General features: G+C 59.1%; 17 protein-coding genes and 1 tRNA gene. 6 read left to right on the top strand and 12 right to left on the bottom strand.

Annotated features, from left to right (window positions below; genetic code table 11):
* Positions 1–60: 60 nt before the first annotated feature.
* Positions 61–136 (bottom strand) — tRNA-Val (locus ACR0DY_RS05355).
* A 243-nt stretch (positions 137–379) separates the two neighbouring features.
* Here ACR0DY_RS05355 and modA point away from each other — a divergent pair.
* Genes modA through modC form a run of 3 tightly spaced genes read left to right on the top strand, consistent with a single transcriptional unit; the run spans position 380 to position 2,954 of the window.
* Positions 380–1,159: a molybdate ABC transporter substrate-binding protein gene (gene modA / locus ACR0DY_RS05350; protein ID WP_480545973.1), complete on the top strand. Its 780-nt coding sequence runs from the start codon at positions 380–382 to the stop codon at positions 1,157–1,159.
* Positions 1,160–1,164: 5 nt separating this feature from the next.
* Entirely contained in the window at positions 1,165–1,857 is a 693-nt protein-coding gene (gene modB, locus ACR0DY_RS05345; RefSeq protein ID WP_480483331.1) for a molybdate ABC transporter permease subunit, read from the top strand.
* Complete coding sequence (gene modC, locus ACR0DY_RS05340) at positions 1,854–2,954, top strand: molybdenum ABC transporter ATP-binding protein (RefSeq protein WP_480483333.1); 1,101 nt, start codon at positions 1,854–1,856, stop codon at positions 2,952–2,954. Before modB ends, modC begins: the two co-directional genes overlap by 4 nt.
* 2 nt (positions 2,955–2,956) lie before the next feature.
* Here modC and ACR0DY_RS05335 read toward each other — a convergent pair whose 3' ends face one another.
* On the bottom strand, positions 2,957–3,883 hold the full coding sequence (locus tag ACR0DY_RS05335) for a Hint domain-containing protein (protein WP_480483335.1): 927 nt from the start codon (positions 3,881–3,883) through the stop codon (positions 2,957–2,959).
* On the bottom strand, positions 3,884–4,396 hold the full coding sequence (locus ACR0DY_RS05330) for a toxin-activating lysine-acyltransferase (protein WP_209507836.1): 513 nt from the start codon (positions 4,394–4,396) through the stop codon (positions 3,884–3,886).
* Positions 4,397–4,536: 140 nt separating this feature from the next.
* On the opposite strand from ACR0DY_RS05330, the gene ACR0DY_RS05325 reads away from it, so the two are divergent.
* Entirely contained in the window at positions 4,537–4,986 is a 450-nt protein-coding gene (locus ACR0DY_RS05325) for a hypothetical protein (protein ID WP_480483337.1), read from the top strand.
* 3 nt (positions 4,987–4,989) lie between these two features.
* Here ACR0DY_RS05325 and hemF read toward each other — a convergent pair whose 3' ends face one another.
* From hemF to clpS, 4 genes are read right to left on the bottom strand one after another with little or no spacing between them, the layout of a single operon-like run.
* Positions 4,990–5,874 carry an oxygen-dependent coproporphyrinogen oxidase gene (hemF, locus tag ACR0DY_RS05320; RefSeq protein WP_480483339.1) on the bottom strand — a complete coding sequence of 295 codons (885 nt, stop codon included), beginning with the start codon at positions 5,872–5,874 and terminating at the stop codon, positions 4,990–4,992.
* Positions 5,875–5,879: 5 nt separating this feature from the next.
* Complete coding sequence (locus ACR0DY_RS05315) at positions 5,880–6,680, bottom strand: SDR family NAD(P)-dependent oxidoreductase (protein WP_480483341.1); 801 nt, start codon at positions 6,678–6,680, stop codon at positions 5,880–5,882.
* A 37-nt stretch (positions 6,681–6,717) separates the two neighbouring features.
* Positions 6,718–7,683 (bottom strand): class I SAM-dependent methyltransferase, encoded by a 966-nt coding sequence (locus ACR0DY_RS05310; RefSeq protein ID WP_480483343.1) that lies wholly within the window; start codon positions 7,681–7,683, stop codon positions 6,718–6,720.
* Between the two features lie 44 nt (positions 7,684–7,727).
* Positions 7,728–8,069 (bottom strand): ATP-dependent Clp protease adapter ClpS, encoded by a 342-nt coding sequence (gene clpS / locus ACR0DY_RS05305; RefSeq protein ID WP_209598551.1) that lies wholly within the window; start codon positions 8,067–8,069, stop codon positions 7,728–7,730.
* Between the two features lie 93 nt (positions 8,070–8,162).
* Between clpS and ACR0DY_RS05300 the strand changes: the two genes are divergently transcribed.
* Together ACR0DY_RS05300 and ACR0DY_RS05295 are read left to right on the top strand one after the other, a co-directional pair.
* The gene (locus ACR0DY_RS05300; RefSeq protein ID WP_480483347.1) at positions 8,163–8,864 is read left to right on the top strand and encodes an HAD family hydrolase; all 702 of its coding nucleotides are present in this window, start codon (positions 8,163–8,165) and stop codon (positions 8,862–8,864) included.
* A 279-nt stretch (positions 8,865–9,143) separates the two neighbouring features.
* Positions 9,144–10,538, top strand: a complete 1,395-nt coding sequence (locus ACR0DY_RS05295; RefSeq protein ID WP_480483349.1) for a D-alanyl-D-alanine carboxypeptidase family protein — start codon at positions 9,144–9,146, stop codon at positions 10,536–10,538.
* 56 nt (positions 10,539–10,594) lie between these two features.
* Here the strand turns inward: ACR0DY_RS05295 and ACR0DY_RS05290 are convergent, their stop codons facing one another.
* From ACR0DY_RS05290 to ACR0DY_RS05270, 5 genes are all read right to left on the bottom strand, one after another.
* The gene (locus tag ACR0DY_RS05290) at positions 10,595–11,842 is read right to left on the bottom strand and encodes a hypothetical protein (protein WP_480897907.1); all 1,248 of its coding nucleotides are present in this window, start codon (positions 11,840–11,842) and stop codon (positions 10,595–10,597) included.
* A 150-nt stretch (positions 11,843–11,992) separates the two neighbouring features.
* Entirely contained in the window at positions 11,993–12,754 is a 762-nt protein-coding gene (locus ACR0DY_RS05285) for a LamB/YcsF family protein (protein ID WP_480897905.1), read from the bottom strand.
* A 12-nt stretch (positions 12,755–12,766) separates the two neighbouring features.
* Positions 12,767–13,765 carry a 5-oxoprolinase subunit C family protein gene (locus ACR0DY_RS05280; protein WP_480897903.1) on the bottom strand — a complete coding sequence of 333 codons (999 nt, stop codon included), beginning with the start codon at positions 13,763–13,765 and terminating at the stop codon, positions 12,767–12,769.
* Positions 13,762–14,511, bottom strand: a complete 750-nt coding sequence (locus tag ACR0DY_RS05275; RefSeq protein ID WP_480538879.1) for a 5-oxoprolinase subunit B family protein — start codon at positions 14,509–14,511, stop codon at positions 13,762–13,764. Before ACR0DY_RS05275 ends, ACR0DY_RS05280 begins: the two co-directional genes overlap by 4 nt.
* Positions 14,512–14,837: 326 nt before the next feature.
* The coding region (locus tag ACR0DY_RS05270; protein WP_480897901.1) for a hypothetical protein at positions 14,838–15,094 on the bottom strand (257 nt) is incomplete at its 5' end.

The following is a 15,094-nucleotide window of genomic DNA, read 5'->3' as shown; positions in this document are numbered from 1 at the left end:
ACGCGCAGCACAGCAAAATGTGCCAGTCACGTAAGACCTTGATAAATTGTGGGGAAAGGATGGTGGGTGATGAGAGACTCGAACTCCCGACATCTTCGGTGTAAACGAAGCGCTCTACCAACTGAGCTAATCACCCGTGACGCTGCATGTAGCCAAGCCAGCGGGCGGGCGCAAGAGGGTCTGTGAGATTTTTATTCCGCGATGGGTTGCGGATAGGAAATGCCGCCCTCAAAGACGCCAGCCTCGGTGAGCATGGGCTTATGAGGCAGGTCTGCGTGGGTTTCAGGCATGTGGTCTGGAAAAGATCAAAGGCGCTTGCAAGCGCCCTATGGCCTCCGATATGCCCGAAGAGACTGCAACTTTCCGGTCGGGAGCACACATGATCCTACCCTTCGCCTGCCGTATCTGGATGGTGGCACTGGTCCTTGGCGCATTTGTGCTGGCTCCGGTCCGGGCCGGGGCAGAAGGGGTTTTGGTTTTCGCCGCGGCCAGTCTCAAGACCGCTTTGGACGAAATTGCAACGGAATACACAGAGCGGACGGGGCAGGATGTCACCGTGTCTTACGCGGCGTCTTCGGTACTGGCGCGGCAGATTCAGCAGGGTGCGCCTGCGGACGTGTTCATCTCGGCCAACGCCGAATGGATGGATTATCTGGAACAGCAGGGCTTGTTGCAGCCGGGGACACGGTCGGATTTTCTGGGCAACAGTCTGGTTCTGATCGGCGCTGCTGGGCGTCCTGATCTGGGTGACATTCGGACGGTTCATGACCTCAGGGCCGAACTGGGCGAAGGCTTTCTGGCCATGGCGCTGGTCGATGCGGTGCCCGCCGGTATCTACGGCAAGGCGGCTTTGCAGGGGTTGAACCAGTGGGAGGCGGTGCAGGAGCGTGTGGCGCAAACCGATAATGTGCGCGCTGCGCTGGCCCTTGTGGCAACCGGTGCCGCGCCTCTGGGGATCGTCTATCGATCGGATGCGCAGGCGGAACAGCGGGTCAGTGTTGTGGCCAGTTTTCCGACCGACCTGCACCCTCCGATCATCTATCCGGCGGCGATGACAGGTAATGCCACAGGTGCGGCGCGGGCTTTTCTGGATCATCTGCACAGCGATGCGGCTTTGGCAATTTTTCAGGAGCAGGGATTTTCCCTGCCGGGCGGGTGATCGCGTTGGAGTGGTTGGGCCCCGCCGAAGTTGAAGCGCTGAAGCTGTCGCTGCGCGTGTCGTTTTGGGCGACGCTGGCGACCTTGCCGTTCGGCATTTTTGTTGCCTACATTCTGGCCCGCTGGCGGTTCCCCGGGCGGCAGGTTCTGAATGGTCTGGTGCATTTGCCTTTGATCCTGCCGCCGGTTGTGACGGGGTATCTGCTGTTGCTGACCTTCGGCATTCAGGGGCCGTTGGGGCGGTTCTTGGCCGAGTTCGGCATTGTGGTTGCCTTTCGCTGGACTGGGGCCGCGCTGGCCGCTGGTATCATGGCGTTTCCGCTGATGGTCCGGGCGATACGTCTGTCGATCGAGGCGGTGGACCCGAAGCTGGAACAGGCGGGGGCGACGCTGGGGGCGTCGCGGCTTATGGTGTTTCTGACCGTGACCTTGCCGATGATCCTGCCCGGTGTCATCGCCGGGGCCATTCTGGCCTTTGCAAAGGCCATGGGTGAGTTTGGGGCGACGATTACATTCGTGTCGAATATTCCGGGCCAGACGCAGACATTGCCATCGGCTGTTTACGCCTTTTTGCAGGTGCCGGGGGGCGAAGCTGCTGCAACACGGCTGGTCCTGATCTCGATCGTCATTGCCATGGGCGCGTTACTGCTGTCGGAATATGTGGGACGGCGCGCCGCCGCGCGGGTGGCCGGATCATGAGCCTGTCCGTTCGCTTGCATCATCAGCTGCCGGGGATCGATCTGGAGGTCAGTTTTGACGCGCCACCCGGTGTGACTGTGCTGTTCGGGCGTTCCGGGTCGGGCAAGACCACGATTGTCAACGCGGTGGCCGGATTGCTGCGGCCGCGCGCGGGCAGAGTGGCCGTGGATGACTGGGTGTTGATTGACACCGAACGCGGGCACTGGCTGCCGCCGCACCGGCGGCGGCTGGGCTATATCTTTCAGGAAGGGCGGTTGTTCCCGCATCTGACCGTGCGCCAGAACCTTGCCTATGGCCGCTGGTTCGCCCCCAAAAGCGCGCAGCGTGAAGACCCGGAAAAGGTCATCGAGATGCTGGGGATCGGCCACCTTCTGAATCGCCGTCCAGCCGGGTTGTCAGGGGGCGAGAAACAGCGCGTGTCGATAGGCAGGGCGTTGCTGGCCAGCCCGCGACTGATCCTTGCAGATGAACCGCTTGCGGCGCTGGACGAGGCCCGCAAGGCGGAGATTCTGCCCTATTTCGAGCGTCTCAGGGATGAGGTGTCTGTCCCGATCCTGTATGTGACCCACTCAGCCGACGAGGTGGCCCGTCTGGCCACATCGGTTGTCGCTTTGCAGGATGGCAGGGTCGTCCGCCATGGCCCCGCGTCCGAGGTTCTGTCGGATCCGTCCGTGGCGCCCGCAGGTGTGCGCGCGGTCGGGGCCGTGTTGGAAGTGCAGGTGCACCAGCACCACGCTGACGGGTTGACCGAGCTGAACGCAAATGGCGCGCGTCTGTTTCTGCCACGTATCGGGCAGGAGGTCGGCGCGCATCTGCGAATTCGCATTCCGGCGCAAGAGGTGATCCTGTCCGTCCAAAAGCCCGAGGGTCTGTCGGCATTGAACGTGCTCAGCGGGACGGTCGACTCGATCCGGTCGGGTGAAGGTCCCGGAGCGATCGTGTCGGTCAGGACACTGGCTGGGACTGTTCTTGCACGGGTCACGCGCCGGTCAGTTGCGGCGTTGAACTTGCAGCCGGGCAGCACGTGCCATGCCGTGATCAAGACGGTTGCACTGGCCCCGCAGAATGTCGGTGGCCGTATCGGGACTGGCACCTGACCTCAGGCAAGTGCGCGGGCTTCGTGTTCCAGCAGGATAAGGCGCGCGGCGCGCCCAAACCCCTGATGGCCAGAGGAGGGACGGTCGGGAAATATGGCGGCCAGTTCCTGGAGCGCGTCGGATGAAAGGGTATGTAGCGCCTCTTCCCCCAGAAAGAGGCTTTCTGCCTGTGCCCCATCCGCCGAGAGGATTTCGTGCCGATCCAGCAGGATGTGAAGATACTCGACCGTTTCAACCGAGGTATCGAGCCCTATTCCGGGCCATCTGCACAGGTGCTTGGCGGCAACCAGCGCTTCGGTGGTTCCGAAAAGCAGTTCGACCCGGGGGCCTTTCACCAGAATACGGTGCTGCTGAGACACCAGAAGATCCCGCGAGGGTGTGTTGGATCCCAGACTGCTTGCCGAGATGCGAACGGGCCACATTGCGGGTTCATTGCGTAATCGGTCGGGTGGGATCGTGCTGCTTTCGATCCAGCGAACAGGTTGCAACCCGTGATCGGCTGTCGCCACCTTGTCCCCGACCTTCAGGGTCTCTATGGCGCGGGGGCCGTTTTCGGCCTCGATCAGGGTTCCGGCTACGAAACACACGCCTTCGATCCGGATGACCACCTCTACCGGGTCCGGGGAGCCGGTAAACGGAAGTGTAATCGGACCGGCTTGCGTTGTTCCCGAGACACTGATGAAGAAGGAATCAAAAACAACTTCACCATTGTCGAGGCTGTCGAAAAACGTCGGATCGACCGTATAGGTCCACTCACCGGTATTTGGGTCGATCGTGGCTGTACCGTTGGCAGGGGGTGTCGCAATTGTCCAGGTTTGGGTGAGCGGTGTAAAGTTTCCGTTGTTCAGCGTGGGTTGCCCCATCGCCACATTGGGTGGGGACCCGGTCACGTTGCCGGTCAATTCACCTGTGATCGGAACTGAAACCAACTAGACCTCGCCTTGTTGCAGCATCCGCTCAAATTCCTTCTTTCGGTACAGGCGCATATGAACCTCGCCTGCATCGTCCCGTGTCCATTCGACAATCCGGTTGCGTGTCATGTCGCTGTCCATTCGGTTGGTGCGCACGCGCGGATGCGGGATCTCTTGCTTGAGGATATCAACAATCTGGCTGGTCTGTCCAAACGGCGCGACAAGGTCGATGATCCAGAAGGAAGACCCGCTGGTAAAATCCTTGTCTGTCAGTGAGGTTTCTTTCACCGCATAGCGATATTCGGCGTCGGGGCTGAGACCGGCAAAAGTGACAAATCCGCGGGGAAAGCCATTTTGCCTGAAGATCTGGTATTGGCCCAGGCGGAACGGGGTTTCGAACGCATAAAGAACTTGCGCAAGGTTACGTTTCTGGTGCGTTTTTGTCAGACCCGCGAGATAGAACATCGCCCCCAGATCCGCATATTTCTCGGGTGGGAAATCGAACCAGTCTTTTGGAAAACTCTTGTTCAACGGAACTGCCGACAGTTTGATGCGTTATTAATTCTTTGGGGTAGTGTACTTGTTTCCGGCGATATGAATAGTGGAATTTCCCCGGATAACTGTGCCGGCGCAGCTGGTTTGCCCCACTTTACTCGCAGGGTGTCGTGGTTATGCTATCGGTATTGGTGCCATTGTTTCGGGATATCTGGATCATGCGTTTTCTCAAGCCATTCATCGCTGCCACACTTGTTATGACGCCTGCGGTGGCCGGGGCCGTTGGGTTCGGCCTGTCAGTCCGGCCGCAGTTCCGAACCGAGATCACGCCCTTGCCGGACGGGGTTTACGAAGTAAAGGCTGTCGGTTCATCCGCGCCGGTCAATTATTGGTGCGGGATCGGAGATTATGCCATTCGCACACTGGGCGTTCCGAACTCGCAGAGGATCTATATCTGGCGGGCGTATGAACCCGGCGTGCGAACGGTGCAGTTTTCCATGACTCCGCCGCCGGGGGCCGATACGAAACCCGGCTATTCGATCACGGTCAAGAAAGTCGGAGCAAACATGTCGGCGGTGTCGGCGCAGAACTATTGCTACGACAATTTCATCATGGACACGTTCTGATCGTCAGACCCATTTTGCCATCGGCGGCAGGCTCATCAGAACGGCATCCGGGTCATGCCCGGTTTCCAGACCGAATTTTGTGCCCCGGTCATAGACTAGGTTGTATTCCGCATAAAGGCCGCGATGCACCAGTTGGGTGGTCTTGTCCGCTTCTGAGAAGTTCTGAACGCGGCGCTTTTCAACCAAGGGAAGGAAGGCGGGCAGAAAGGCCCTTCCAATATCCTGTGTCAGGGCAAAATCCGCCTGCCAGTCACCGGTGCAATAGTCGTCCATGAAGATCCCGCCGACGCCACGCGCGCGTTTGCGGTGAGGGATATAGAAATACTCGTCAGCCCATTCCTTGAGGCGCGGGTAATGGGCGGGTCCGTGCGGGTCCAGATGCGCCTTTTGCGTGGCATGGAAATGCGCGGTGTCCTCGTCATACTCGATGCAGGGGTTGAGGTCCGAGCCGCCACCGAACCACCAGGCATGGGGTGTCCAGAACATGCGTGTATTCATGTGGACCGCCGGGGCATGGGGGTTCTGCATATGGGCCACAAGGCTGATACCCGACGCCCAGAAGCGCGGGTCTTCGGTCATTCCGGGGATGCCTTTGCGCGCCGCCATCGCTTGTTGCGCACGTTCGCCCAGCGTGCCGTAGACAGTCGAGACATTGACACCGACCTTTTCAAACACACGCCCGCCGCGCATGACCGACATCAGCCCGCCGCCCGCGTCTGACCCATCGTTCGACTGGCGTTTGGTTTCCTTGACCTCGAACCGACCGGGTGCGGCATCGGCAAACGGCCCGTCGGTGTGGCTGTCTTCAAGGGCTTCGAACGCTGCAACGATGTCATCGCGCAATTGGCGAAACCAGGCGGAGGCGGTAGATTTTTCTGTTTCGAACATGGGTCTTAATGTGCAGGGGCTGCGACCGGGTCAAGCAGGGTACGGCCACCATCGATTGTCAGGATCTGCCCGGTGACGAAACCAGCTGCATCAGACGCAAGATATTGCGCGGTTTCCGTCAGTTCCGTGGCCGAGGCGATACGGGCCAGGGGCGTGTGCTTTTCGATATCGACGCGGTAGTCGCGATTGTCCTTGAGGGTCGATTGTAGCGATGCGCTCATGACCGAACCCAGCGCGATCGAGTTGACGCGGATCCGTTTCGGAGCCAGCGCAACCGCAAGGGACCGGGTCAGCTGATCCAGTGCAGCGGTCGAAACGGAATAGGCCATCAGATCGGGGTGGGTCCGCCGGGCCGCGATCGAGGACAGGTTGATGATCGTCCCCGCCGGGTTTTCGACATCGCCGTCGGCCTGTTTGATCATGCGATTTGCGACCAACTGGCTGAGCCGCAAGGCGGGCATCAGGTTCTGGTTCAGCAGGGTGCGCATCGAATCGTCATCCGGATCCAGCGGATCAGACGGGATCACTTGCCGTGCGCCGTTGACCAGAATATCCACCTGGTCGAACGCATCCAGCGTCGCAGATAACAGGTTGGCTATGGTCAGCTTTTCGCGCAGATCGCCCGCAAAGTACCGGATATTGCTGCCTTCGGCCTGTTCTCCAAGCTCGTCGATCAGGCGTTTTTCATCTATGTCGGCAAACATGACATTTGCGCCCGCATCCGCGAAATGCCGCCCGATGGCCAGGCCGATGCCACTGGCCCCGCCCGTTACGATTGCTGTCTTGCCAGCGATGGAAAAGGACATCCGAATCCTCCTGAATTGGGGCGCAGGTTAACGGGCCTTAACGCCGAGGGCGAGAGGCCTGGAATACCTTGAACCGGTTGTCGCCGGCAATTTCACCGACCTGAGCGAAATGTTCGTTCAGTGTAGCTTCGTAAGGAAGGTGCCGGTTGGCGACCATCCAAAGGGTTCCGTTGCGTGTCAGATTGCGGGCGGCGGAGGTTATAAACCCTTGCCCCAAGGCGGGATCCGCGCTGCGAGACGTGTGGAATGGCGGGTTCATCACAACGGTGTCGATAGGTTCCGGGGCGGTCCAGGATACGGCATCGCTCCAGTGGAAATGCGCCTGGGATTGAGTGACATTAAGCCGCGAGCAGGTCAGGGCCGCATGGTCAGCTTCGACCAGATGCAGCGAGGTTATCCCGCAGCGCTTCAGGATTTCCGCAGACAGATACCCCCATCCCGCACCCAGATCGGCCACGCAGGGACCAAGCCGGTCAGGCAGAGTCTTCAGCAACAGGGCTGAGGCAGGATCAATCCCGTCCGCTGAAAACACACCCGGCGCTGTGTGGTATCCGTCAACCATCTGATGTTTCGGCGCGGCCCAGTCCGCAAAGGCCTGATCATCGGCCTGAAACCAGAAAATCTTGCCATGTGCTTTGGAAAGCGGTCCCTCGACCGGAACCCGCTTGCGCACATCCTTCAATATGCTGTCCACACCGTCCGTCTTGGCACCGTCGACGACAACCAGGCCGCTCGCCCGCGCACAGGCCTGATGAATGAGCGACCGGGCCAGTGCCTTGGCGCGGGGCAGAAAGACAATGGCGTCCTGACAGGGGCCATCTGCGTCGGGCACCGTTTCAAAACCCTGCGCGGCGAAATGGTCGTGAAATGGTTTGAAAGGCTGCACAACTTGTGCGCCGCCCGCCAGCGCAGACAGATCATGGTCGGGTGTGGGGCAAATCACGCTAAGAGGGGGGGACAGCGTCAGGCCGTTTTGCAAGGCAAGTTCCAGACGAGGGGACATGGGCAATTCCGGCTGAGAGAGGCGCGCGCGTCAGGCCAAAGGCCTTACTCTTCGCGTTCCATTGTGCATTGCAAAGGGTGCTGGTGCCTGCGGGCAAAATCCATCACCTGACCAACTTTGGTCTCGGCAATTTCGTGGCTGAAAACACCGACTACGGCCACGCCTTTCTTGTGAACGGTCAGCATGATCTCGAACGCCTGCGCATGGGTCATGCCGAAGAAGCGTTCAAGCACATGCACCACAAATTCCATCGGTGTATAATCGTCGTTCAGCAACAGGACCTTGTATAAAGGCGGACGCTTGGTTTTTGGGCGTGTCTGTACCAGGACGGACGCGTCACTGTCGTCGTCCGGCTTGTCAGACATCATCCAGATCATTTCAAGCATCGTGTGCAACTGTCCGATTCAGGCTTGGGGTTTATCTTGGCGCTTATATAACGTGTGCATGGCCAGTGAAAAGAGCAAGCGGACGTAAACGGGATGACGACCAAGCTGACGACAATCGGGTTTGATGCAGACGACACCCTTTGGCATAACGAACGGTTTTTTCAGATGACGCAGGCTCGTTTTGCTGAACTCTTGGCCGATCATGCCGATCGTGATCACCTGTTGGACCGTCTTCTTGCGGCAGAAAAACGAAACATTCAGCGCTATGGGTACGGCATCAAAGGATTTGTTCTGTCGATGATCGAGACGGCGATCGAAGTTACCGAAAGCCGCGTTCCGGCCTGGGTCATCCGGCAGCTGATCGAAGCGGGGCAAGAGATGCTGGCCCATCCGATCGAGCTGTTGCCCCATGCCCGCGAGGCCGTCGAAGGTGTTGCCGATGCGTATCGGGTTATCCTGATCACCAAGGGCGACTTGATCGATCAGGAACGCAAACTGGCCCAGTCCGGGCTGGGTGATCTGTTCGATGGGGTGGAAATCGTTTCCGAAAAGACCCCCGAAACCTATCGGTTCGTGTTCGACCGTCATGGTGATGGCCCGACTGCCGCAATGATGATCGGCAATTCGATGCGGTCAGATGTCGTAGCCCCGATTCAGGCCGGGTGCTGGGGTGTCTACGTGCCCCACGGTCTGGTCTGGGAGGTGGAACATGCAGAAGCCCCGGTCGAAAGCACCCGATTCCGCGAGTTGAGAGATTTGGGTGATCTGGCCGATCTGTTGCGCGACCTGAAGTGATGTTGCCTTTTCGCCTCAGTTTCACATAAACCCTGCCGCAACCGGGCGCAGTTTTGCCTTTATCGCACATCTGGTGGTTCTGAGGGGGAAATTCGCAAAATATAGCCTCAGCCCAGAGGCAAAACGAAACTGCGAAAACCTCAGCTTTCGGTTTATTTCATTGGGTCGCTGTGATAGCCTTGGAGACAATAAAATAAATATTGCTGACCGGGAAAACCCGGCAGCGCGAGGCAGACAGAGGCAAAGATCGTGCAGATTCGGCGGACAGTTCCGGCCCGAATGGGCTTTTTCCTTATAGCGTTGCTATGTGTGCTGGCGTTTGCGCCGCTCAGGTCCATAGCGGCGCCTTATGCAGCTATGGTGATTGACGCCCGAACTGGCGAGGTGCTGCATTCACGAAATGCGGATGCGCGGCTGCACCCGGCCTCGCTGACCAAGATGATGACGCTCTATATCGCGTTTGAGGCGGTGCGAAACGGCGAGATCACACTGGATACACCCGTTCGGATTACCCAGAAGGCAGCCGCAGAGCCCCCGTCGAAGCTGGGCCTGCGCGCGGGCCAGACGATTGCGTTCCGCTATCTGATCCGCGCCGCTGCGGTAAAATCGGCCAACGACGCGGCCACGGCGATCGGCATTGCCATCAGTGGCTCGGAAGCGGCCTTTGCCCGCCGTATGACCCGAACCGCCAAAGCGATGGGGATGAGCCGCACAACCTTCAAGAATGCGCATGGTCTGACCGAGGCAGGGCACCTGTCCAGCGCGCGCGACATGACCACGCTGGGACGGCATCTGCTGTATGATTACCCTCAGTATTACAACCTGTTCTCGCGTCAATCGACGGATGCCGGTATCAAAACTGTTCCCAACACCAACCGCCGCCTGCTGGCTGCCTACAAAGGCGCGGACGGGATCAAGACCGGATACACACGTGCGGCGGGGTTCAACCTGGTGGCGTCGGCCAAACGCAAGGATGAGCGTATCATCGCAACTGTCTTTGGCGGTAAATCCGGGGCGTCGCGGAATGCCAAAGTTGCGGAACTGCTGGATCTGGGGTTTCGCCGTGCCCCGTCTCGTGCACCTATCCGCAAACCTGAGCGCCCGGTCTATGCGGGCAATGTCGGGTTGGGGGGCGATACCCAGGTCGCAGCGCTGAGCGGAGCACCGAAATCCAGCCTGCGCCCGCTTGGGCGCCCGAGTGCCGGGACACAGGTTGCAAGTGCGGTTGCTGCATCGGCAGACCAGAACAGCGACCGTATCAGCAGCGGCATTGCCGCAGCGATTGCCGAAGCGGATGTTGCCCCAACCGCCCCGCCGGTTGAAACGTCGGACACCCGCCCGGCATTGCGCCCGGACAATCTGGTGCTGGCCTCGACCGAGCCCGCCAGCCCACCAGAGCCCGAGCAGGAAGTGATTACCCGCCTGTCCTCGTCCGGTGGGCATCTGTGGGGGGTCAATGTGGGCCGCTACACCACACGATATGAGGCCGAGAAGATCCTGCTGAAAACGGCGCTGTCGGAAATGACCACGCTGGATGGCAGTCTGCGCAAGGTCAGTCAGAGCTCGCGCGGATTTGATGCGACATTCCAGGGCATGACGCGGGAACAGGCCGATCTGGCGTGTCGTCGACTGCAAGCCCGCAATGTCACCTGTTTCATGATCGGGCCATCATAAGGTCCGGCATAATCTCTCCTGTTGGGTCTGGGCTGCGGTAATCCGCGGCCCTTTTTTTAATCGAAGACGTGACCGTGCTGATATTGCTCGTCCTGTCCCGCGGCGGCGGTCAGGGCGGCGACATTGTCCTTGGTGAAGAACCCGTCATACTTGTGACACCGTTCGATATATTCAGTGATCAGCAGCGTGTTCTTCGAGTGTTTCGAGAAGATCTGTTTCAGGTTCGGGTCGTCTTTGCATTCGCCCACCACATGGGCCAGGAACGGCACGCCCTTGTCCTTAAGCGTGTTCACGACAAAGTCGACATTCTTTTCCCCGGCACCATGGTCGCCATCCTTGATCTCGACGGCCATGTGATGCAGGCGACGGCCAAAATTGCGCACAAAATCCTCGGTCGGCATCGGCAGCTTGGCGAATGAGTTGACGAAGGACGGCGTGTTGTTGGCGGTGAAAACCTTGGCCGGAGATTTCTTGTCATCGTCCACATTGGCGTTGCGGTTCACATTGGTGGACGAGTTCATGTCGAAGATGTTGTAGGCCCCCCAGAAATAATAGGGCACCATGGTCAGGAATTCGAGGATCGCATCCTCGCGCTCACCCGCCAGCACGCGCGTCGCCAGATGATCGATGCCCAGCATCAAAGGAGCGATTTTGCTGTCAGATCCGAACGCGGCTGCCTGATCCAGCCGGGCTTGTTCCGCGTCGCTCAATAACACGCGATCACCAAGGCCCAGGCTGTCTGTGTCGTTGAAATCAAGTGTCGAATACCCGACCCGGTTACAGGTGAAATCGGACGGGGTCGTAAAGCGGAAGCCGTCCAATGTGTAGAACGGGTTTTCGGTGTCTCCGGCATATTCGAAGCGGATATTCTGATCCTCAAGCGTCCCGGTCAGCGCCTTCAGATCACTGGCTGCGAAAACCTCGCCAACATACCGCGTTTGCGGCGTGTTGCGGGCCAGCGGGTACATGCGATTGATGCGGGGAATGAAGTCTTCGAAACCTGGGCAGAGCGGGGCCATCACGATCAGCGCGGGATAGTCGGGATGCGAATGCAGGACCGAAAATTTGTGGGTCTGCCCCAGATAGCTGGCTGTGTGGCGATAGGGTGTCATCACGTAAAGTTCGACCAGCGTATCGAACAGCGCGTCGGTTTCGACCTGCATACAGATTGCGCGCATTGGCCCGACCTGCCCGGCGATGCCCGAGCTTGTCCGGCGCTCGTAGATTTTCGGCAGGTATTCCGCGAAGAAGTCCGAGTTCTTCTTGTCGCCCCGGGGTTGATAGGACATCAGATCAAAGGACATTCGACTACCTCCTTGCGCGACACCCCAACCGGGGCGAGCTATCGTTTGAAATTGTAGGTTTCAGAACATGTGCTTGCCCGTCATGCTAGGCGCTGAGACCTGTACGGGCAACAGTCGTGAAATTGGGTTGCCGACGTTAACGCATGATGGTCAGCGGGTGAATTTTGTGACCTCGACACCGCCTCCGATCAGGTTGTCGCGAACCGAGCGGGCGATTTGAACCGCGGTCGGGCCGTCGCCGTGCAGGCAGATTGTGTCGATGGACGTTTCCAGCCGCTTGCCGCTTTCGGTGATGATCGCACCTTCGCGGACCATGTTCAGGATGCGAGGTCCGGCGACGTCGGCGTCGTGGATGACGGCGCCGGGCAGGCTGCGATCAACCAGTGTTCCGTCGTCGTTATATGCACGGTCGGCGAAAATCTCGCCCACCCAATTGCACCCGAGTTCACGCACGGCCTCTTCCTGTTTTGTCGCGGCCAGCACCATGACGATGATATCGGGATCAACATCCAGTGCACCCTGATAACAGGCGTGCGCCATATTGATATCGGCTGAACACATATTGGCCAGCGCCCCGTGCAGTTTCAGGTGCCGTACCTTGGTACCAACCGCCGTGGCCATGCCGATTGCGGCCCCCAACTGATACCGGACCAGATTGCACAGGTTGTCATGGGGCAGCTTCATGTTCCGCCGGCCAAACCCCTGCAGATCTGGAAAGCCGGGATGCGCGCCGATGCCTACGTCGTTTTCGGCCGCCAGTTTCATCGTCGATGCCATTACATCCGGATCACCGGCATGAAACCCACAAGCGATGTTGGCCGAGGTGATGATTTTCAGCAGGCTTTCGTCATCGCCCATTTTCCAGGGGCCAAAACTTTCCCCCAAATCGGCATTCAGATCGACGCTTGGCATTGGCACATCTCCTTAGTCGGTGGCAGAGATCACTCCGCCGATCAATTGGTAGGACAACAGGTCCGGTATGTCATGGGGATCACGCACCAGTGCCTCAACTTTTGAGGGCAGGCGCGCAAGGTCTGACAGGAACGCTTTGTGCATTTCTTCAGCCTGTTCCATGCTGACAAATTCGAACCGGATGTCGCCGCCTGCGGGTGTCTGTGCCGCGCGGGGCATATCGCATGGCAGAACGGTCGCGATACGAGGGTACCCGCCCGTGGTCTGACATTCCGGCAACAGGATGAACGGCTCGCCAGTGCCGGTCATCTGGATATCGCCGGGGGTGATCACCTCGGACAAGATGTTCAGCTGGCCCGAGGCCGCAAAGCCGTCGCCGTCGCTGTCCACCTGCATGCCCATTCGGTTGGCGCGTGCGCCGCGCCGGAAATTGGTTTGGGCAAACCGTTCAAGTGTTGCGCCATCAAACAAAGGGGTCTGAAAACTGGCAACCACATGCAGCACCCCGCCCGAAAACCGCTCGGCAGCAGCCAGTTTCATCCCGCTGTTGCCTGCATCCGGTCCACAGGTCAGCCTGTCTCCCTGCTGCAGCGCCCGGCCAATCCGCGCTGTCAGATGGGTAGAGCGGGACCCCAGAAAAATCTTGGCATCGATGCCGCCGCCCAGATGCAGATAGCCATAGTTTCCAACCAGCGTCGCCCCGATGACCAGCCTTTGCCCGGCGCTCAGTTGGTGCAAGGCGTTCCAGGCCACAGGGCTGCCATCAATGCTGGCCTGCATTCGTGCGCCAGTCAGGGCGATGCGCGTGTTATGCGTCGCCTCGAACTCGCCCCCCATCCCGGCCATCTCCAGCGCCGCAAGGTTTGGGCTTTGATCCAGCAACGCCGCCCCTTCGTGCAAGGCCAGAATATCCGCGGCCCCTGATCGGGACAGCCCCTGATCCAGAAAACCTGTGCGCCCCTGATCCTGAATGGTGCAGGCCGGGCCAATCCGGTGGACGATCAGGCTCATGGCGCGATCTCCTCACAGGTTGCGCCGCCTGTGCCGTCCTCGTTGTTGACTCTGATGTGTTCCAGAACGTCGCGGGAAACGGGCTCGAACAACAGTTCATCGCCAGGTCTAAGGGTAAAGGCCTCGACCCTTTCGGGACGGAAACACCGAAAGGCGGTCTGCCCGATATGCCGCCACCCGGTTGGCGTCGGCCCGGAAAACAGAACAAATTGCGAGATCGCCAGAACCAGAGCCCCTTCCGGCACCATGGGGGTCAGGCTTTGCAGCCGGGGAATGTTGAATTCGGGTCCCAGAGGCCCAAGATAAGGCTGCCCCGGAGCGAAGCCGATGGTCAGAACCCGCACGCGGGATTGTCCAAGCCGACGTATTGCTTCTTCCGGTGACAGGCCGGCAGCAGCGGCGGCATCGTCAAGCTGGGGCGCAAGGTCGGTCCCGTAAACCGTCGGAACGCGCCACAACCTGCGACCCGCGGGCAGGGGTGTAGTGTACCAGTCCTTCTGGTCAACCAGATCCCGAAGCTTTTGCAGCATCTTCTGATGAGAGATGCGCTGCGTGTCGAACCGAACAAAGGCCGAGCCCAGGGAGGCTGACGACTCGGTCACCTCATCCCAGTGCAGACGATCGACTTCAGACCGAAACGCCAGTGCTGCCCGGTTCGCGGTGTCGGTCATCCTATCCGCAAAGGTCACCAGCGCGCCGTCAAATCCGACGGTTCTGACCAAAGGAAACTGAATGTTGCGCGCCATTGCTGATCTGCTTTCGGATCGAAGAGTGAATTGGTGGAACCTGACCGCATCTTTAGGCGATGCGCAAGACAGGGCGTTCAATAGCGGACATCGTGCCTGTTCCGTCCACATCCCGGCAGGGAGCGACCCGCAGTATTAGGCGTCCGGCGGGGGTGAGAGGTTTTTGACCGGATTCTGGCCGCAGTTCCGACTCGTTTTCCCGTTTCGAGTCGCCCTGACTTGTATCTTGAAATCGCGGAGTCTCTATATCTTGTGTCGGCCCATTTTGTCTCATGGGGCTTGCCAGTCAGATCGTGCCCAAAAGTACCCGGACAGAAGGGTGGAGGTCAATTTTGAATGAATGTAAGCCGTTGAAGTAAAACAATAAACAAAGAAAATTCAAAAAAAAAACCAATAACGTCATTTTCCGCTTGCGGGTTTTGAGAGTAATACTTAGAACCCCCTTCACCGGCGCAACTGAGGTTGGCCTGACGGACTGGAAAGACGGTTGAGACGCACCACAGACACGGTGGGCATCTCAGGTTGAGGTTTAGGAGGTTTCGCCAAGGGATTGGCGTTTCGGTCTGGTTTTTGGCTCTGGGTG

This window comes from Ruegeria sp. O6 (genome assembly GCF_056535045.1).
Note: the sequence above shows the minus strand (reverse complement) of the source record. Positions and strands in the feature narration are given on the sequence as shown.